Origin of the sequence: Edaphobacter sp., from assembly GCF_028283685.1 — a bacterium.
GTDB lineage: Bacteria > Acidobacteriota > Terriglobia > Terriglobales > Acidobacteriaceae > Edaphobacter.
This window is the reverse complement of record NZ_JAPWKF010000009.1, coordinates 96,328-114,939: the sequence shown is the minus strand read 5'-3', so window position 1 is coordinate 114,939 and position 18,612 is coordinate 96,328. Positions and strand designations below refer to the sequence as shown.

The 18,612-nt window shown below is 61.2% G+C and carries 14 protein-coding genes; 4 read left to right on the top strand and 10 right to left on the bottom strand.

Features of this window, described 5'->3' with window-relative positions; all coding sequences use genetic code 11:
• Positions 1 to 3: 3 nt before the first annotated feature.
• Positions 4 to 315: a Rieske 2Fe-2S domain-containing protein gene (locus PW789_RS17670; protein ID WP_299379095.1), complete on the bottom strand. Its 312-nt coding sequence runs from the start codon at positions 313 to 315 to the stop codon at positions 4 to 6.
• A 92-nt stretch (positions 316 to 407) separates the two neighbouring features.
• Between PW789_RS17670 and PW789_RS17665 the strand changes: the two genes are divergently transcribed.
• Both PW789_RS17665 and PW789_RS17660 read left to right on the top strand, forming a co-directional pair.
• Complete coding sequence (locus PW789_RS17665; RefSeq protein ID WP_299379093.1) at positions 408 to 1,280, top strand: alpha/beta hydrolase; 873 nt, start codon at positions 408 to 410, stop codon at positions 1,278 to 1,280.
• Positions 1,281 to 1,315: 35 nt separating this feature from the next.
• Positions 1,316 to 1,714, top strand: a complete 399-nt coding sequence (locus tag PW789_RS17660; protein ID WP_299379091.1) for a DoxX family membrane protein — start codon at positions 1,316 to 1,318, stop codon at positions 1,712 to 1,714.
• A gap of 328 nt (positions 1,715 to 2,042) precedes the next feature.
• On the opposite strand, the gene PW789_RS17655 is transcribed toward PW789_RS17660, so the two are convergent.
• The 6 genes from PW789_RS17655 to PW789_RS17630 form a co-directional block, all read right to left on the bottom strand.
• Entirely contained in the window at positions 2,043 to 3,296 is a 1,254-nt protein-coding gene (locus tag PW789_RS17655; protein WP_299379089.1) for a DUF1501 domain-containing protein, read from the bottom strand.
• An 11-nt stretch (positions 3,297 to 3,307) separates the two neighbouring features.
• A complete protein-coding gene (locus PW789_RS17650) occupies positions 3,308 to 5,380 on the bottom strand; it encodes a DUF1800 domain-containing protein (protein WP_299379088.1) in 2,073 nt (690 codons plus the stop codon).
• A 78-nt stretch (positions 5,381 to 5,458) separates the two neighbouring features.
• Positions 5,459 to 7,642 (bottom strand): dehydrogenase E1 component subunit alpha/beta, encoded by a 2,184-nt coding sequence (locus PW789_RS17645; protein ID WP_299379085.1) that lies wholly within the window; start codon positions 7,640 to 7,642, stop codon positions 5,459 to 5,461.
• A 141-nt stretch (positions 7,643 to 7,783) separates the two neighbouring features.
• On the bottom strand, positions 7,784 to 10,093 hold the full coding sequence (locus PW789_RS17640; RefSeq protein WP_299379083.1) for a sodium-translocating pyrophosphatase: 2,310 nt from the start codon (positions 10,091 to 10,093) through the stop codon (positions 7,784 to 7,786).
• 325 nt (positions 10,094 to 10,418) lie between these two features.
• Positions 10,419 to 10,763, bottom strand: a complete 345-nt coding sequence (locus tag PW789_RS17635; RefSeq protein ID WP_299379080.1) for a hypothetical protein — start codon at positions 10,761 to 10,763, stop codon at positions 10,419 to 10,421.
• 237 nt (positions 10,764 to 11,000) lie between these two features.
• Positions 11,001 to 11,405 (bottom strand): hypothetical protein, encoded by a 405-nt coding sequence (locus PW789_RS17630; protein ID WP_299379078.1) that lies wholly within the window; start codon positions 11,403 to 11,405, stop codon positions 11,001 to 11,003.
• A 155-nt stretch (positions 11,406 to 11,560) separates the two neighbouring features.
• Here PW789_RS17630 and PW789_RS17625 point away from each other — a divergent pair, with 155 nt between their 5' ends.
• Positions 11,561 to 12,445 (top strand): mechanosensitive ion channel family protein, encoded by an 885-nt coding sequence (locus tag PW789_RS17625; RefSeq protein WP_299379076.1) that lies wholly within the window; start codon positions 11,561 to 11,563, stop codon positions 12,443 to 12,445.
• Positions 12,446 to 12,466: 21 nt separating this feature from the next.
• Here PW789_RS17625 and PW789_RS17620 read toward each other — a convergent pair whose 3' ends face one another.
• From PW789_RS17620 to PW789_RS17610, 3 genes are all read right to left on the bottom strand, one after another.
• Complete coding sequence (locus PW789_RS17620) at positions 12,467 to 13,012, bottom strand: AAA family ATPase (protein ID WP_299379074.1); 546 nt, start codon at positions 13,010 to 13,012, stop codon at positions 12,467 to 12,469.
• Positions 13,013 to 13,018: 6 nt separating this feature from the next.
• Entirely contained in the window at positions 13,019 to 15,178 is a 2,160-nt protein-coding gene (locus PW789_RS17615) for a thioredoxin domain-containing protein (RefSeq protein WP_299379072.1), read from the bottom strand.
• A gap of 127 nt (positions 15,179 to 15,305) precedes the next feature.
• Entirely contained in the window at positions 15,306 to 17,420 is a 2,115-nt protein-coding gene (locus tag PW789_RS17610; RefSeq protein WP_367182585.1) for a TolC family protein, read from the bottom strand.
• A gap of 359 nt (positions 17,421 to 17,779) precedes the next feature.
• Between PW789_RS17610 and truA the strand changes: the two genes are divergently transcribed.
• Positions 17,780 to 18,577, top strand: a complete 798-nt coding sequence (gene truA, locus PW789_RS17605) for a tRNA pseudouridine(38-40) synthase TruA (protein WP_299379070.1) — start codon at positions 17,780 to 17,782, stop codon at positions 18,575 to 18,577.
• Positions 18,578 to 18,612 lie beyond the last annotated feature (35 nt).

Here is an 18,612-nt window from a genome sequence, read left to right as displayed (position 1 = left end):
CTCTTATTCGATATCGACGAGAACGTCTTCGCCGTCCACGCGAACCGGAAATGCCTCCACGCGCTCATTCTTCGGATACTCGGCGACACCCGTCTTCGCATGAAACATCCACGAATGCCACGGACAGACCACCAGCTCTCCCTCAAGCCAGCCCTGTCCCAGCGGACCGCGGCGATGCGGGCACCAGTTATCCAGCGCCGAGAGCTCTCCATTGATATTCGCGAGACACAGCGCAATCCCTTCGGCCTCTGCCTCCGCAACGCCACCCGGCCTGGGAGCCTCCGTCAGCGCACACACCTTTACCCACTTCGCCAAAACATTCTCCTCCGTCTCCTCTCCATCTTAAACGTCGCCAAACAACAAACATCGTCCGTGGCCCAGGTGCTACTCTCGTAGAAGTAAGCGCGATGCCTCGTCCTGCCCCAAAACCAGCTGATGCCAACGCTCCCCCAGAGGTCGTCAGCGCTCGCTGGCTTCTGAAAGCCCTCGGTATCCTTATCTTCGCTGCGCTGATCTGCAGCTATATCAGCCTCGGGTTTCTCTACTCCCAGGGCCAGTGGCAGATCGTGCTGCATCCCGATCCGGCGGCCCGCAAACAGACGCCCCCCACTGGCCTGATCCACTTCGGCACCGATGAGTCCGGCCGACCCCAGCTCACCGGAGAATGGTTCGCCGCCGGCGAAGGCAGCCACTATGGCACGCTGACCATTCTTTTGCTTCCAGGTGGCGACGGCTCCCGGATGAACCTGCAGGAGACCGCTCACACCCTGCACGACCTCGGCTTCAACGTCTTCAGCTTCGACTACCGCGGTTACGGCCTGAGTGCCCCCATCCATCCCAGTCAGCAACATCTGGTCGAAGACTCGGAAACCGTCTGGCGCTATCTCACCACCTCGCGCGGTATCTCCCCCGGCAGCATCATCCCCTACGGCAGCGGAGTCGGCGCCTCGCTGGCCACGCGACTGGCAAATGACCACCACGAGATTCCAGCCGTCATCCTCGACCGGCCGCACACCGATCTGCTCGACTTCGCCAAAGCCGATCCCCGCTCCGGGCTCCTTCCCGCGGGAATGCTCTTTCACGAACGGTTCCCCATGGCGGAGACACTGTCCGCCCTACCAACGCCGAAGCTGTTGATTGGAGAGAGCGGGCAGACTCCGAAGGTCTTTTCGCAGGCTGCCACACCGAAGATGACCGTCGAGCTGCCACAGCCCTCCGGCCCCGTCTTCGCTGATGCCGTCAGGCGCTTCGTTGATCAATATCTCCCGCAGTCTAAGTAAGTTAGACTGGACCAAACACCCGAGGAATTGCCCCCATGACCCGATGGCTCGACAGCATGCAACCGCTCGGCGCACTCCTGCTGCGCCTCGCACTTGGCATCTCGATGGCGGTACACGGCTATGAGAAGGTCATCCCCAACGGGGCCCTGCATCACTTCGCGCACACCGTCGCAGGCCTGGGGCTGCCCTACTGGATGGGATATATCTCTGCATTCACAGAGCTTATCGGCGGAGTTCTCCTGATTCTGGGCCTGCTGACCCGCCTGAGCGCCGGGCTGATCGCCATCAACATGATGGTCGCCTTCTTCACCGTCGGCATTCATCAGGGGTTCGGAATCTACAACTACATTCTCGCCCTGGCAGCGGTCGCCTTCATGCTGCTCTTCTACGGCGGCGGAACCCTGGCGCTCGATAACAAGCTCGGCATCTCCTAGCCCCTTTACAGACCGTCTCCCCCGCCATCGCCCGTACAAAGCGACCGAGCCGAACTGTTTCTTGGGCAGTGGTGGCCTTAAGGAGAGAAGGCCCCCGGTTAGCTGGGGGCCCCGTATGTGGTGGGGAGTTGCGTTGCGGATAGAGGAAGCCGTGGTCGTGGGAACTTCTGACCTCAGCAATTGTTGTTACATCCAATATGACGCGCCCCGAAGAGAAAAGTTGTTCCATCTTTCCATTTTTTTGAATTATTGAGAAATCAGCCTTCAAAAAAACGTATTTCCCCGGAAAACCTTTTATCGCAGAAACTTGTCCTGTGGAAAAATTCCATTACAGGAAGTTTAAAAAGCCGTTTGGCCTCAGATCGGCCCCCGGAAAGACCGTATCCAGCCCTCTCGGGGCCATCGTCCGGTAGACCGCCTCACCCAGCACCGCCCGGAAGTCCGTGGTCACCGTCAGGTCCCGTCCCTCGTTGAGCTGCTCATTGGCCAGCCCCGGCCACCGGCCATAGACCTTCCCGCCCTTAACCTGGCTTCCCAGCACGAACATGACATTGGCATGGCCGTGATCGGTCCCCCCGGTCCCGTTCTGGCGGGCGGTACGACCGAACTCCGACATGGTGACCAGGGTGACATCCTCGGCGCCATCCCCCAGGTCCTGCCAGAAGGCGGCGATCGCATCCGAAAACTCGCGGAGACGGTTCGCCAGCTGCCCCTGGGAGTTTCCCTGGTCCTGATGCGTATCCCAGCCCCCAACCTCGGAGAAGGCGGCCTCCACCCCGAGATTGGCCTTCATCAGCTGCGCGATCTGCCGCAGGTTGTTACCGAATACCGTATTCGGGTAGACCACCCCCGCAGCCGGCTTGTACTTCGCCGGATCGGCCGCCTTCAGCATCTTCACCGCCTCGAAGGTCTCCTGCCCGGTCCCGTGCAGCACGGTGTCCGAGCTGGAATCGTACATCGCCTGAAAGGCGTCGCTCGTCGGGGACGTCCTGGGACCTCCTCCAGCCACCGAAAACTCCGCCAGATTGTTGACCGCGATGGCCGAGACGCTTCCCTGCAGCGTCCTGGGCACCTGCGGCCCCAGCGCGACCGCGCGAAACGCCGACGGCGTCGCGGAGAGTCTCTCTGCCTGCAGCGCACGGTTCAGCCAGCCGTCCTGCGTCATCTTTATTCCCGGCGTGCCACTCTCCATATAGTCCTGTGCGTCGAAGTGCGAGCGCGTGTTGTCCGGCGATCCCGCAGCATGCACGATCCCAAGATGTCCCTGCCGGTAGAGCGGCTGCAAGGATGCCATGGCGGGGTGCAATCCAAAGAAGCCGTCCAGATCCAGCACCTCGTTCTGCCGGATCGCGATCGTCGGACGCATCGCGTAGTAGTTCGACTCGCGGTAGGGGACGACCATGTTCAAGCCATCGACCGCTCCCCGCTGAAAGAGCACGACCAGCTTCTTGCTTCGCTGCGCCGCAGCCGTCATCTCCGCCATCACGCTACGCGACAGAAATGCCGGGATCGCCGATGTACCGACCAGCGCCAGGGCACCGTTCCTCATAAATCCGCGTCTTGTCGTCTTCCCTGCCATCATCTCTCCTCCACTCAACGACGCTGAAACTCCGGCGATCCCAACAGAAGGCCGCCCATCAGAGCAGCGTCGCGATCCACAGGCACCTGCGCCTGCGGCCTCCCGGTGTCAGGATTCAGCGCTCTCCCCATCGGATCGTTATCGTTCAGGCGAATAGGAAAGCGCTTCTCCGCCTCCATCTGTGCAGGCCGGTTGACGACCTGCGCCAGCACAGCCGAACGTGTCTGCGCCGGTGCCGCTCGTTCCAGTAACAGCAGCTCCAGGCGCGCCTCCTTCTTTTCGTCTTCCTCCGAGCTTAGAGCGGCCGTGCGAACGACGCCCTGCTCTTCGTTCAGCAGCGAAGGCCATCGGATCGTCGTGCCTGGAAGGCGATTGCCGCTCAACGCAACTGCAAAGTTCATACGATTGACCAGCGCGCCGGTGCTCACCCACGGTTCGGCCTGCCAGCTGTAACCGTTTGGCGTTTGCATGCCATACAGCGGCATCCCCAGCCGGTCGAGTGTCCGAACGAGTGGCAGCGGGTCTGTGACTTCCGCATTCGTCGCACGAATGGACGAGATAACAAATTCAAGCGGCGTCTTGACCTTGGCATATTCGTTTGTCTGCGACCAGAACTCCGGTGCGGAGAACATCGCCTTCAGCACCGCAGCAATATCGCCATCACTCTTCAGATACGCCTTCGTCATCCTGTCGACCAACGCAGGCGATGGCGTGTCGCTGACAAAACGCACCGCCAGCTTATTCGAAATAAACCTTGCCGTCGCGGGACTGGCGGCCAGCTGGTGCAAGACCTGAAGCCCTTCGTCTTCCCCACCCGCAGGAATGGTCTTGCCCATCACCGTCTTCGGCCCCGGTTCATGCCGCCGCGCATCGAAGCTGAACTCTCCCCCACGCTGCGGCTCGACCGTCCATCCCGTGAAGACCCTGGCCACCGCCGTCACATCGGCTTGCGTGTAGCCTCCATTCACTCCGAGCGTATGCAGCTCCATCAGCTCGCGCGCGTAGTTCTCATTCACGCCCTGCGGACGCGGTCTGTTCGGCCCCGCGCGTTGCCCGCGTGCATTACGCAACGCAACCGGGGAGTTCGGCCCGAGGCTCTGCGCATTATCCAGGTACTCCAGCATCGCCGGACTCTTCGCCGTCGCCACCAGCAGATCCTCGAATCGTCCCAGCGCATGCAGACGGATCGCATCCCGCTCATAGGCAGTCAGCAGCCAGGGCTCGTTCTGATTCTTCCGCGCATACACGTTGAAGTGGTTCAGCCAGAAGTCCGTCATCACCGCCTGCAGCTGACGGCTGCTGTAGGCATCGCGCAGCAGCCTCGTCTGCGTCACCTCATTGTCTATAAACTGCGGACCCTGCGTGATAGCGAGAACAACCTCGCGCTGCTCCGGAGCAAGCCCGTTGAGCATCGCATTCCGTTCTACCGGCGTAAGACTTCCCTGAAACGCTGCCACCTGCTCCGGCGCAAGCGAGATGATCGCCTGCATGCGCTCTGATGGCGAAAGATTGACGATCCGCACCGTATCGAGGCCACGATACAGCTGCTGCTCATGCACTGCCATGGACGGTGTCGCAGGATCAACACCGTCGCCCGGCAGAGCCGCTTTCGGTGCGGCCATCTCTTTTTTCTGTTCTTTCTTCTGCTGCAGACGAGCGATTCCATCGCGATAGATTGCGACCTCCATCGGATCGGCTGGCATAGGCAGCTTTTTTTGATCGACCAGGCGCAGAATCTGTGGCGTCGGATACTTTTGCAGAAGATCTGCCTGTTGCAGCCTCATCGCCGGATACTGATCCAGTCTCGCTTCGAGGGCGGAATCGTCGATCGACTCTGGATGCAGCTGCAGCGCGAACCAGCGATCGAGCCCGATGCGCCGCACCGTTGCAACCTCACCCGGCCGCGGACCGAACGTCAGACGGTTCAAAGCATGAACGATCCGTTCGTCCCCCTGCAGCTTCACCACTTTGCGCTTCGCTGCCCACGCAGGCAAAGGCTGCAATACGAGAACCGCCGACAGCATGGCCGCAATCGCTGCCTCAAGCGAACGACGGATGGATTTCGTCTGCCTGCTCTGATGGACCATTCGCCGCCTCGCCGGCGCCCCTACTGCAACGCACGAAGATAGTGACCCACAACTGAAGAGTCAGTTGCGGTCCCGCGCCTAAAACGCTGCGAGATCCGCCATCGCCTGATAGATCGCATCCGGCTGCGGAAGGATAACGTCTTCCAGAAGAGGCTGATACGCCACAAACGTATCCATCGACGCCACACGCCGCACCGGGGCGTCGAGATCATGGAAGAGCTCGTCGGCGATGCGCGCAGCAATCTCCGCGCCATAGCCCCAGCTCATCATGTCTTCGTGCGCCACAATCACGCGATTCGTCCGGCGCACGCTCTCCGCAATCGACTCCCAGTCATACGGCGTCAAACTGCGCAGGTCGATGACCTCCACGTCGATTCCCTTCTCGCGCTGAATCTTCTGCGCCGCCTGCAACGCGCGGGGCACCACGGCACCGTACGTCACAAACGTCATGTGCTTGCCGGGACGAACGATCTTCGCCTTCCCGAAGGGGATGGTGTAGTCCGGTCCCGGATACATCGCACGGCCGAAGGTCTCACGATAAAGCCGTTTGTGCTCGAGGAAGATCACAGGATCGTCGCAGCGAATCGCCGTGCGTAGCAGTCCCAGCGCATCGAGCGCATTGGACGGCATCACGATCCGAACGCCCGGCGTGTGCGTGAAGATGCTCTCGCCCGACTGCGAGTGATAGATTGAGCCTCCGGTCAGATAGCCGCCGATCGGCACGCGCATCACCAGCGGGCAGCTCCATGTACCGTTCGAGCGCCAGCGCAGCACCGACATCTCATTGCGCATCTGGTGCATCGCGGGCCAGATGTAGTCGAAGAACTGAATCTCCACCACGGGCTTCAACCCGCGTGCCGCCATTCCAATGGCGCGACCAACGATGTTGGCCTCCGCAAGCGGCGAGTTCCACACGCGATCGTTGCCGAACTCAAGCTGCAGCCCCGACGTCAGTTTAAAGACACCGCCCTTACCCTTGAGGTGCCCTGCCCGCAACGCCTCGTCGCGAGTCACATCGGCGACGTCTTCGCCGAAGACCACGATGCGCTCGTCGCGCCGCATCTCGTCCTTCAGGCAGGCGTTGATCAGATCGGCCATCGTGCGTTCCGTCTGATCCGCTGTCGACTCGGGCCTGCGGTCAAAACGCGCATCCATTGGCGTCAGATCTTCCGAATAAACATGCTTCAGAATCGTGTCCGGCGTCGGCAGCGTGGCCATGACGGCCTTGTCTGCAGCACGCTGCACCTCGTCGTCCACCTGACGCTCCAGCTTGTTGATCGCCTCCGCGTCCAGGATGCCCTCACGCAGCAACCACATCTGCATGCGCGAGATCGGATCGCGCAGCGCATCCGCCTCAAGCTCTGCCGCCGTGCGATAAAGACGCTCATCGTCGCTCAGCGAATGCGAGTACGGTCGGATGACATGACCATGCACCAGCGCCGGACCCTTTCCTGAACGGCAGTACGCCACCGCCTCGACCATGGCGTTGTAGCTCGCAATCGGATCGGTACCGTCGATCTCTGCAAAGTGAAAATTAGGAAAATTGGCGATGAGCTTCGAGATGTTGCCGCCCGGCGTATTCGCTTCAACCGGCGTCGAGATCGCGTAGCCGTTGTCTTCGACGACATACAGCACCGGCAGCTTACCGTTGCTCGCCGTATTCAGCGACTCCCAGAACTCACCCTGGCTGGTCGAGCCCTCGCCGATCGAGACATAGACGACCTCATCGCCGTGGAAGGTAACGTCCTTGAACTCCCGATAGTCGCCGTCATGCTTCTTCGCCGCCTCAGGGTGATTCGAAAAGTATCGCCCTGCCTCGGCGCATCCGATCGCATGCAGGCACTGCGTTGCCGTCGATGACGAAGGACTGACGATATGCAGCTTCGTGCTCGACCAGTGCGATGGCATCTGGCGCCCGCCGCTTGCCGGATCATCCGCCGCGCCTACCGCCTGCAGCAGCTGATCTTCAACCGTGTTGCCAAGCGCCAGGCAGATCGCACGATCGCGATAGTACGGGAAGAACCAGTCGTAGCCTGGCTTCATCGCCATGCCCGCCGCAACCAGCAAGGCCTCATGCCCAGCACACGATATCTGAAAGAAAATTTTCTGCTGACGCTTCAGGACGATCTCGCGATCATCCGTGCGTCGCGAGAGGTACATCAGCCGGTAGAACTCCACCAGCTGCTCGCGCGTGAGCGACGTTCCTGCCACCGCGCCCGCAGACTTCTTCTTCTCAATCGTGTTGCCTGAGTGACGAGCCATTCTCTCTTCTTCCCTGCGGCCGAAACCTGCGCCGCCAAGCTCGATTGTACCGTCTCAACAGCCTGAAATGCCTCCGCGCCTCCTCACGCAACGGTATACAAAAGCTGAAGACCCTGGTACATATCGCCGTCGTAACATTTGCTAAACAAACAACGGCGCAAGCACAAGCGTGATCGTCGCCAGCAGTTTGATGAGTACGTGCAGGCTCGGGCCAGCTGTATCTTTAAACGGATCGCCGACCGTATCGCCCACGACAGCCGCCTTGTGGGCCTCGCTCTTCTTGCCGCCGTACTGTCCGGTCTCGATAAACTTCTTCGCGTTGTCCCAGGCGCCGCCGCCGTTGTTCATCAACATCGCCAGAAGCACACCGGAGATCGTTCCCACCATCAGCAGCCCGGCAACCGCCTCCGCTCCCGCAAGATTCACCACCTTACCTGCAATCGCAGGCACCGGCAGAATCGTCCCCGGAGGATACACCTCCGTGCTGGCATGATAGCTCGGACTGAAGTGCCTGAAGATCAGGCCGACAGCAACCGGCAGTCCCACAGCGAGCACGCCAGGCACCACCATCTCGCGTAACGCAGCCCCCGTCACAATGCTCACGCAGCGTCCGTAATTCGGCTTGGACGTGCCCGCCATAATGCCGGGATTTTCCTTGAACTGCGCCCGCACATCCTGCACCACCATCTGCGCCGTGCGCCCCACCGCCTTGATCGCCAGCGAGCTGAAAAGATATGTCAGCATCGCGCCCAGCAGGGCTCCGACGAAGACAGGAATCTGCGCCAGGTTTATGTTGGTGAAGCTCCAGCCCTGTGGCATGTAGCCGCCGGCATGGGTCACCTTATCGGTGACGATCGTCTTGATCTCCTCGAGATACGCCGAGAACAGAAGAAACGCCGCCAGCGATGCCGAGCCGATGGCATAACCCTTCGTCAGCGCCTTGGTCGTATTGCCCGCCGAGTCCAGCTTGTCGGTACGCTCGCGGATCTCATGCGGCTGATGCGACATCTCGATGATGCCGCCGGCGTTGTCCGTGATCGGTCCAAAGGTATCCATCGCCAGGATGTACGCCGCGCAGCTGAGCATGCCCATCGTGGCGATCGCCGTTCCGTAGATACCCTTCTCGTAGTCGCTGATTCCGCCGACCGCCGCCAGTCCGCGCACGCCGAAGTAGTAGCTCAGCAACAGCGCCGCCGAGATCACGATCACCGGCAACGCAGGCGTCTCCATACCCACCGCAAGGCCGCTGATGATGTTGGTCGCCGGGCCAGTCAGCGAGGCCTCGGCGATCGACTTCACCGGCCGATAGACCGACTCGGTGTAATACTCCGTGATCCACACAAACAGAAACGCCGTAGCCAGCCCAATCACACCGCAGCCCAGCAGCCACAGCGGTTCGACTCCCGGCCCATTCAGCATCAGATACACGGCGCCCGCGAAGCCGACCAGCGCCAGCGCCGAGGTCAGATAGAAGCCGCGATTCAGCGCATGCATCGGGTCTTCGTTCTCCCTGCATTTCACGACGAAGACACCTGCCGTACTGGCGATGAGATTGATCGCATGCACGATCAGCGGAAACAGAATCCCCTTCACACCGAAGACTGGATAGAGCGCCGCGCCAAGAATCATCGCTCCCACATTCTCAGCCGCGGTCGACTCAAACAGATCCGCACCACGGCCAGCGCAGTCGCCCACATTGTCTCCCACCAGGTCAGCGATCACCGCAGGATTGCGCGGGTCGTCCTCGGGAATCCCCGCCTCCACCTTGCCCACAAGATCGGCGCCCACGTCAGCAGCCTTGGTGTAGATGCCGCCGCCAAGCTGCGCAAACAGGGCCACCAGCGAGGCTCCGAACCCGAAGCCGACGAGTTGGTACGGCACCGCCTGAGGATTCTCCAGTCCACCGAAGAAGAGAAACAGCACCCCGACGCCCAGCAGCGAGAGCGCGACGACAACCAGTCCCGTTACAGCGCCGCCTCGCAGCGCCATGTTCAGAGCACCGTTCAGCGTGTAGCGGGCTGCTGAAGCTGTCCGGATGTTGGCGCGGATCGAGCAGTACATCCCCGTATAGCCAGCCAGCGCGGAACAGACTGCCCCCGTCAAAAAGCTGATGACGGTTCTTCCTGCGTAAGCGGATGTTCGATCGGAGAGGTGATAGCCGATAAAGACGATCACCGCGAGCACGACGGTAATCACTCCAATCGTCCGGTACTGTCGGCTCAGAAAGGCCTCGGCGCCCTCACGGATCGCATTCGAGATCATCTGCATGTCGGGCGTTCCGGTATCGGAGGCGATCACGCGCCTCGCCAGCATCCACGCTGCAGTCAGCGCCAGAACACCCACGGCCAATGCGATCCAAAGCCAGATCCTGCCATCACTTCCATCTGCCACAACAGGCGTAAAAGGCGCCTGATCCTGCAACCACAAAGCCACACGGCCTGCTCCAAGCATGCAATGGTCTCCTTATAGATCGGCAATAAATCGGCAATGTTACATGTATCGGCGACTGCGCTTCCTCATCGAAGGCGAATTAGAGCATGGGTTTGCAAATCGGGTCAATCTCTTCGCGAAGAGGTGCCTGCCCCTGTACCGCCATGCTGTGCCGATAGAGCCTATGGTGGCGCTGTACGGTGGCTGGCCGGCAGAGGCATACGATGACTTGCGGCGACGCACCATCGCCTGCCCGCAACCGCGACGCTCCCTGCACCGATCCTCAGCCTGCCTACAGATTCAGCCTGCCTACAGATGTTGCTCTGTCTATCGCTGACGCCTTGCCTCAGCCACGCATCCGCTGCTGCACCGAGTGCGCCAGCCGCTCGATCTCAGCCGCCCTCCGGCTCAGGTCCAGCGGCGTCAGCTCCGTCTTCGAGCTCATCTCTCGATTCAGATCGGTTACCAGCACCATCAGCCTATCGGCGTCGTCTTCAAGATGCTTCTGTCGGTCCTTATTTATTGCATCTCTGCGATATCCATCCATCTGCTTGCTCAGCACGCTGAAATAAGCATTCATCGCGTAGAAATGCCCGCCGTCCTGGGCGGGCACAATGGAGATAGGTACTCCCTGCGATCCGGAGAAGGTGGTCGAGCCTGCCAGGAGCAGGCAACATGTAAGCGAACACACTGCTTGTCTCATCGTCTTGGACCTCACCCATGCGGCGTCGTGGTCACACGGGAAGTCGACGCTTCTTCCAGGAAGGGATCGCCCTCCGCTTCCTGGATTTCAAAACCGGCTGCCTACACTAGCACTGCTCGCCCATACCGCACAAGTCCGCTGGCGGGCACCATCCGGCCATCTTTTATCGGGAAGCCCTGAACGGACAGAAGAGAAGAGACACCAATGCGCCGGGAAACGCACGCCCTACCCCTTCATCCGGTCCTTCACGCTTCGTGCGAGCTTCTCGATCTCTTCCGCTCGCTTGTTCAGCTCTTCCGGGGTCAACGACTTTTCCTGGCCAACCTGGTTCTTCAGATCATTCACCAGGCCCACCAGCTTATCCGTGTCGGATTCCAACCGCTTCTGCCGTTCGTTATTTCTCGTCTTCGTCTGTTGCTCGGTCATGCGACCGCTCAACACGTCCGGCATGCTCGAGCCGGTGGAGTCCATGGGAAAGTTGCCTCGCCCGGAGTTCATCGGACTCATCGAACCGCCGAGCTGCGACGGCTGCGGTGCCACCGGCGTCGACTGCCGTTGTGCCAGCGCCACAGCTCCTGATGCCCCCCAAAGCACCACCGCGGTAAGGAAACCGGTTCTGATCGTAATCATCAGCGCACCCTCCTTCCCAACTCCGGCTTTGCATCCAACCCTATGCATCCTGCACTCTGAGAGCAGGAATCTTCAATGAAAGCGAGTTGCCTGTAATCATGCATCTTCTGGCCGCGCTACTGCAATACGCCCCACAGGAAGAAAAGCTATCTCACATGCTCTCTACGGAATGGCACCAGGACATCACGGTGTTCGTCAGCTCCAAGCTTCCCAAATTGGCGTTTGTACTGATCGTTACCTTCATTCTCTGGAGAATCGTCCAGTTCTTTGTCAATCGCCTGAAAAAGCGCGCTGAGCTTCAGGTGGGCAACTTCCATCGCGCCGCGCAGCTGCGGACGATGGCCTCCATCATCCGTGCAACGGCCTACGGCATCCTCGGATTTCTAACCTTTCTGCAGGTACTAACGATCTTCGACATTCCCTACCAGCCGATCCTGGCCTCTGCCGGAATCCTCGGTGTCGGCATCGGCCTGGGCGCGCAGTCCATCTTCAAGGACATGATCAACGGCATCCTCATCCTGCTTGAAGACCAGTACAACGTCGGCGAGGTCGTCGCTATCGCCGGTCTCAAGGGTACCGTCGAGGATCTCTCCCTGCGCTGCACCCGCGTGCGCGACGGCGACGGCACCCTCTACGTCATCCCCAACAGCCAGATCAGCACTGTCTCCAACCAGTCACGCGACTTCTCCGTAGCAACGCTGTCCGTCTCCGTCGACGCCAGCGCCAACCCCGACCGCGTCATGGATCTGCTGCGAACGCTGGCCCAGGACGTACGCGACGACTCTGCCTTCCGCGATATCGCAATCTCCAACCCCGACATCCTCGGCGTCAACGACATCCGCGGCCGCGAAGTCATCTACCCGGTCAATATCCGCGTCCGCGCCAATCAGCGCGACGGCGTTCTGCGCGAACTGCGCCGAAGGATCATCCTCACCTTCGAAAAAGAAGGCATCCCTCTCGGCGTCTCCTCCAACATGCTCATCATGCAACAGAAGCCGGACCCGACCGCACCCCCAGCCGCCCCGTCCATCGGTGCTTGAAGACCTCTCTGGACCTCTCCGTCAGAGAGCGAGCGCATGCAGCACAAAATCCGCCCGCTCTCCGACGGAGACAAGCGGCAGCTGCTTCAGGCTATAGCTGCAGTCCTCGTACGTCTCCCGCATGCGCTCGAAGGTCGCCTCCGCCTCTTCAAAGCTCTGCTTCCGCTCCATGTCGGTCTCATAGATCTGCTGCCACGCCGGCGCAATAAATACAGGAGTCGCATAACGCATCTCGCAGCAGGCGGCATAAGCGTCCTGCTGCATCTCCCGTGAGAGTCCGGCAAGCCGTGCGTAACAGAGCGTATCGGGAATTCCCCGGTCTACAAACACCAGCCCCTCGGCAGACTGCAGCTGTTGCCACTGCCCGATGGAACGCACCAGCATCTGGCGAGCGAAGGCCTCCCTGTTGCTCCAGGGCACAGCATCGCCACCCGACGCCATCTGCTCGCGGATGATCTCCCGTGCCACCTCCGGCGCAACCGCAAAACCGCGCTGCTGCAACTCGTCGAGCAGCGCCGTCTTCCCCGCGCCGGGGCCTCCGGTGATAACAATCAGTCTTGGTTCCACTACCTTTTAGAGCACCTGGTTCATCGCAGCGATCAGCTCATCCACCGTCGTCACCGGAGGCAGACAGCCGTTATTGCTGCACACCACGGCCACGGTGCCATGCCCTGCGTCCTGCAGTCCCGGCAGATGCGGCAGCGACTCCGCCAGCGCCGGCGGCAACGTCGTCAGCTGCTCACGCCGAAGCCGGATCACGCTTTTATTCACCGCATACCGCGCCAGCGCGACAGACTCCATGCGGCGAGCCTCCGCGTCCTCTCCGATGATGCAGATCTGCACCGAGCGCTGCACCATCCGCTGCAACGCCAGGCCATAGCTGGACGCATACAGACCGAAGTGCTCGACAACTCCCGCGAAGGTCTCCAGCGTCTCCAGCGCCTTCACTGCGTAGTCCTCCCGGTCGTTCAGCGCCTCCAGCCGCAGTAGCAAAGTGGCCGCAATCGAGTTTCCGGCCGGTGTGGGCGAGTCCTGCAGCGGCTTACGCTGCGTCGTCAGCGCACCATAGCGCTTCTCACCATCCCTGTTGGCCTCGGTATCGAAGAAGCCCCCGCCCGCCGTGTCGTAGAAGCGCCCGATGACCGCGTCGGCGATCGCAGTAGCCGCTTCGTAGTAGCGCATCTCTCCGGTCGCCTCCCAGGCATCCACCGCGGCGTTTCCGACGAAGACATAATCATCCAGTCCGCCTGCAATCCGACGTGCCGCAGGCTCACCATCACCATAAGCGACGACGTGCGACATCCCGATCAGCGGATCCCAGGCCTGGGACAGAATGCGGTCCAGCGACTTCAGCGCGAACTGGCGAACCTCCGGCATGTCCAGCACCCGGCCCGCCTCGAGATACGCCGAGATGCACATGCCGTTCCAGCCAACATAGATCGTCTTATCGATGTATGGCGCCGGCCGTTCCAGCCGGGCCGCGTACAGTTTCTTCCTGCCGGAAGCCAGCAGCTCCTTCGCCCGCTCCAGTGGAAGCGCATTCGCCTTGGCGACCCCTTCCAGCGTTCCCCGCACGTGCAGCACATTCTTCGCCGGATTGTGGTGCATGTCACCGATCTCGCCGATGTCGTAGTACGAGCTGGTCACCGACAGCTCCTGCGCCGTCAGCACCTTCGCCGCCTCGTTGTAGGTCCAGGTGAAGTAATCTCCGTCGTCGTCGAGCGAAAAATCAGCGTCCTGCGAGGCGTAGAAACCTCCGCGCTCGCGGTCGCTCAGCCACTCGTCCATCCAGCCGATCACCTCCCGCGCAATGCGGGCAAACTCGGGATCGACGAAGCTCTGAAATCCATGGACGTAGTTCTTTAAAAGCTCGCTGTTGTCATACGACATCTTCTCGAAGTGCGGCACCACCCACCGCTCGTCCACCGAGTAGCGATGAAATCCTCCCGCCAGATGGTCGTAGATACCGCCTCGCGCCATCTTTTGCAGCGTAGAGAAGGCAGCCGTACGCACATCCTCTCCCTTCACCGCTCCCGCGCCCACCGAGACGCGCGACGAGGCATCCATCAGGAGATCGATCGCCCCCGAGTGCGGAAACTTCGGCTGCGATCCAAAGCCGCCCGAGCGAGCATCGAACTGCTGCAGGATGGAGGAGACGATCTTGGCCACCAGCTCCGGTCCCGGATTGCCCGCGCGCCCCATGAAGCTCTCGTTGTGCTCGACGGCAGCCATTACGCTCTCGGCCGACTCGTACACCTCGCTGCGCCGCGTGTGAAACGACTCCGCCATCGTCAGCAGCACGCGCGGCAGTCCCGGACGTCCATGACGATCCTCCGGCGGAAAATACGTGCCGCCAAAATACGGCTTGCCATCGGGAGTCAGAAAAGCCGTGAGCGGCCATCCTCCCTGTCCGCTGATCGCCGATACCGCTGCCTGATACCGCGTATCGACATCAGGCCTCTCGTCGCGATCCACCTTGATCGCAATAAAGTGCTCATTGATGATCTGCGCCGTCGTCTCGTTCTCGTAAGACTCGCGATCCATCACATGACACCAGTGACACCAGACGGCGCCGATATCCAGAAGAATCGGCTTCCCCTGCTCTTCAGCCAGCGAAAACGCCTCTTCGCCCCACTCGTGCCATATCACCGGCTGATGCATGGCCGAGCGAAGATACGCCGAGGCCGAGCGGGAAAGTCCGTTCAACGTGCTGGTCTGCTGTCCCTGATCCATATCCTTCAAGTGTAGTCGACTTGGCTGCCCGCAATCCTTCTCGCGGTCGATGCAACAGCCGCGCTTCCCAAAAAGCAAAACCCAGGCCATTGCCCGGGCTTTGCTGAGTTTGCTGCCTGCTCCTGGCTTACTTCGGAGGAGCAGACGGCGCGGTAATCGGCTTTGGAGGAGCCGGCGCCTTTGGAGCCGTCAGCCCCGGGATCGCAGGCTGCGTGGAGATGTCCCCGCTGGCGGCCTCTTCGATACGAACGCCGTACTTGTCCAGCAGATTGGAGAGCAGCTGTCCCAGCGCGACACGGTCATTGGCGTAAACCGCCGTCGCCGAGATCAGCGTATTGTCCGCCGTCGCCAGACTACGCTGCTGCTGCAGGACCAGGGCCGTGGTCGAAGCTCCCAGGCGGTACTTCTTCTGCTCGGCATCCAGGCTCTGCGCCGCATAGTCACGCGAGGCCTGCGCCGACTGCACCTGCGCACGGTCGTTGGTCAACGCATACTGCCCGTTGATCACCTGAATCCGGATCTGCGTGTAGAGCTGCTGCAGACGCATCTGCGACTGCCGGTACTCCAGCTGCGAACGCGCCTGATCGGCCTGGGCCACCCGGTTGCGCAACGGAATCGTAATGTTCACGCCGACACCCTTATCCGGAAAGGAGTTGTTAAAGGTGTTCTTAAGAGTATTGCCGTAGGATGCATTCGGACTGGTTCCTGGAGGGCACGGGCCGGTCGCGTTTCCGCTCGCATCCGTGCACTGCAGGGCAGGGTTCTGTGCGCCGCCAAGGGCCGAACCGCCATAGAAGGCATACGCATCGACCGTCGGCAGCAGATTGTTCTTGAATGCCTTGATCGTGATCTCGTTGTTCTTCATGTTCAGCGAAGCCTGTTCGATCTGGGGATTGTTCGCGTAGGCCTGCTTGACGAGATCCTCGATCGGGGTGTCTTCCTCAGGAAGACGGTCGAGACTCACGCGATCCGTCGGAATAACCGGAGCGTTGGAAAGCTGAGGATCATTCAGGTTGCGCGCAACCGCCTGCTTCATCAGCAGCTGCTGGTACTCAAGATTCGTCTTCGACGCCACCAGCGCCTGCTTGTCCGTAGCCACCGCGGCATCAGAGTTGACGACATCCAGCGGAGCCAGCGTGCCGATCTCCAGCTGCTTGCGGTTATCGGAGGTCAGCTGCGTGGACTGCGCCAGCGCGCGCTCCTTCGCCTGCTCGTCCTCGTACGCGCTCACCAGCCCCCAGTAAATATTCTCAACCTGGCTCACCGTGTACAGAAGCTGCTGCCGGAAGGCCGAGTCCGTAATGCGGCGGTCGTTCTTCGCCTGGATGATGTAACGGCTGTTCAGCCACAGGCCGAACCCCTGCAGCAGGTGCTGCGTCGCCCGCGCCTGAAAGGTCGAGTTCACCTGCGGGCTGTAGTTCGACCGCAAGCTGTTCGTCGTCGTCCGCGAGTTATTGAAGGTGAAGTTGAACAGAGTACCTGTGCGGAATCCCTGCTGATAGCCGAAGTTGTACGACCCGGTGTTCTGATTCAGGGTATTGGTGCCGGTAATAAAGGTCGTCGCCTGCTGCGTGTTCGCCGCCTCGTACTGCAGCGTGCCCGTCAGCACAGGATCAAGCGGCTCGACCGCAGGACCGCCGGCGTTGGTGCTCAGCACCAGGCCCGAGGCGCCGGTGCCGCTGCCACCCGATGCGCTGGAGGTGCCGCCCGGTCCGCCGCCCCCGCTGACCGTCGAGGTCGTCCCGCCCAGGGTGTTCGTCACCAGGCCGGTCGAGACACCACGCAGCGTCGATCCGCCCTTGGTGCGCAGAATGTCGGTATCGGCGATATCCAGGTTGATGCGCGCGATCTCGATATCGTAGTTGTTCTCCAGAGCCAGCTGGACCGCATCCGCCAGGCTCAGGTAGATCTTGCCGTCGCGAAGCAGTTGATCCAGCCGTGGCGTATTGCCCAGCCGAGGCTGTTCCAGCGAGCGCGGCGTGTACGGCGCAATGGGGTTCCAGAGGTGGCTCTTGGGCTGCGTGTAATCGACCTTCGTATCCCTGAGATAGAGCGGCTCCGTCGCTTTTGGCGCCGGGGCCTGGGGAAATGCCGGATTGCCCGTCGTATCGATCACCGTCGGCTGCGATGCGGCAGGGACCGTTGGACTGGTCTGGGTCTGCTGAGCCAGCGACGATGGGGTGGTCACACTCATCAGCAGCAAAACAACACTTGTCGCCGCCTGCAAATCCTTTAATCTCACGATAAGCTCTCCAACTCTTCTCAGTACCGTACAACCGGACAGAGATCTCCCCGGACGCATACTCCCGGTGCCTCTTCCCTGTCCGCTAAAACCAGGGGTGACTTCAGTCGTTCTTGATGACGTAGTTTTAGTACGTTCATCGCCCCGCTGAAGACGCGAAAAAGATGAGCCTCGCCCGCTCTTTGTACCGGCAGCGGGCGGGGATGGCCTTTGATACGCACGCGTTCCCGTCTTCGTTCCCTGCCCGGCCAAATTTTCACGGAGTTACGACCGGCTAAGTATAGCAATCCCTGCTGTTGCCTGAGCACCCCCCTTTCCCCGTCCCGCCTTCCTTTCGTGTTACCGTCCCAATTAGTCGTATGTTCCACTGGAAGCTCATCGTCGCTTACGACGGCACCCCCTATCATGGCTGGCAGGTTCAGCCGGGTCTTTCCACCGTCCAGGGCACCCTGGCCGAGGCGATCCAACGCGTCACCGGCGAGACCATCCTGCCTCAGGGCTCGGGCCGCACCGACACCGGCGTTCACGCCCTGGGTCAGGTCGTCTCCATCTCGATCGCAGCCACGATCCCCGCCTCCAACCTGCAGCGCGCCCTCAACAACAGGCTGCCGGGCAGTATCCGCATCGTCTCCATTGAGCCCGCCCACCACCACTTCCACGCCCGTCATAGTGCGCGCCGTAAGACCTACGAGTACCGCATCTGCCCGGCCACGGTCTGTCCGCCGACTCTCGCCCCCTTCGTCTGGAACTGCCTCCGGCCGCTCGACGTCTCCGCCATGCAGCAGGCGGCATCCTTCATCGTCGGCAGCTTCGACTTCACCTCCTTCGCCGCCGTCGACCCCGATCTCGCTACCCGCAATGACGATCCTGCCGATGGCAAACCCCATCCGCCGCACTCCGCCGTCCGCCATATCTTCACCTCCACATGGGAGCGGCGCTCCGATCCGCAGGGCTGCGACCTCATCATTTACAGCATCACAGGCTCCGGCTTCCTGCATCACATGGTCCGCAACCTGGTCGGCACCTTCGTCGAGGTCGGCCGCGGCCGCACCCCTGCCGCAGATCTCCCCTCCATCCTCGCCGCCCGGGCCCGCTCCGCCGCCGGCCCCACGGCACCACCGCAGGGACTCTTCCTGGTCAACGTCGACTACGAATAGTGGCCCCGCTGTCGCTTCCCCCTTGCGCCTCGCGC

Excerpts from the sequence above, each read along its gene's own strand:
- PW789_RS17665 (WP_299379093.1), top strand. The coding sequence starts at position 408 with ATGCCTCGTCCTGCCCCAAAACCAGCTGATGCCAACGCTCCCCCAGAG.
- PW789_RS17660 (WP_299379091.1), top strand. The coding sequence starts at position 1,316 with ATGACCCGATGGCTCGACAGCATGCAACCGCTCGGCGCACTCCTGCTG.
- PW789_RS17655 (WP_299379089.1), bottom strand. The coding sequence starts at position 3,296 with ATGATGGCAGGGAAGACGACAAGACGCGGATTTATGAGGAACGGTGCC.
- PW789_RS17650 (WP_299379088.1), bottom strand. The coding sequence starts at position 5,380 with ATGGTCCATCAGAGCAGGCAGACGAAATCCATCCGTCGTTCGCTTGAG.
- PW789_RS17645 (WP_299379085.1), bottom strand. The coding sequence starts at position 7,642 with ATGGCTCGTCACTCAGGCAACACGATTGAGAAGAAGAAGTCTGCGGGC.
- PW789_RS17640 (WP_299379083.1), bottom strand. The coding sequence starts at position 10,093 with ATGCTTGGAGCAGGCCGTGTGGCTTTGTGGTTGCAGGATCAGGCGCCT.
- PW789_RS17630 (WP_299379078.1), bottom strand. The coding sequence starts at position 11,405 with ATGATTACGATCAGAACCGGTTTCCTTACCGCGGTGGTGCTTTGGGGG.
- PW789_RS17625 (WP_299379076.1), top strand. The coding sequence starts at position 11,561 with ATGCTCTCTACGGAATGGCACCAGGACATCACGGTGTTCGTCAGCTCC.
- PW789_RS17615 (WP_299379072.1), bottom strand. The coding sequence starts at position 15,178 with ATGGATCAGGGACAGCAGACCAGCACGTTGAACGGACTTTCCCGCTCG.
- truA (WP_299379070.1), top strand. The coding sequence starts at position 17,780 with ATGTTCCACTGGAAGCTCATCGTCGCTTACGACGGCACCCCCTATCAT.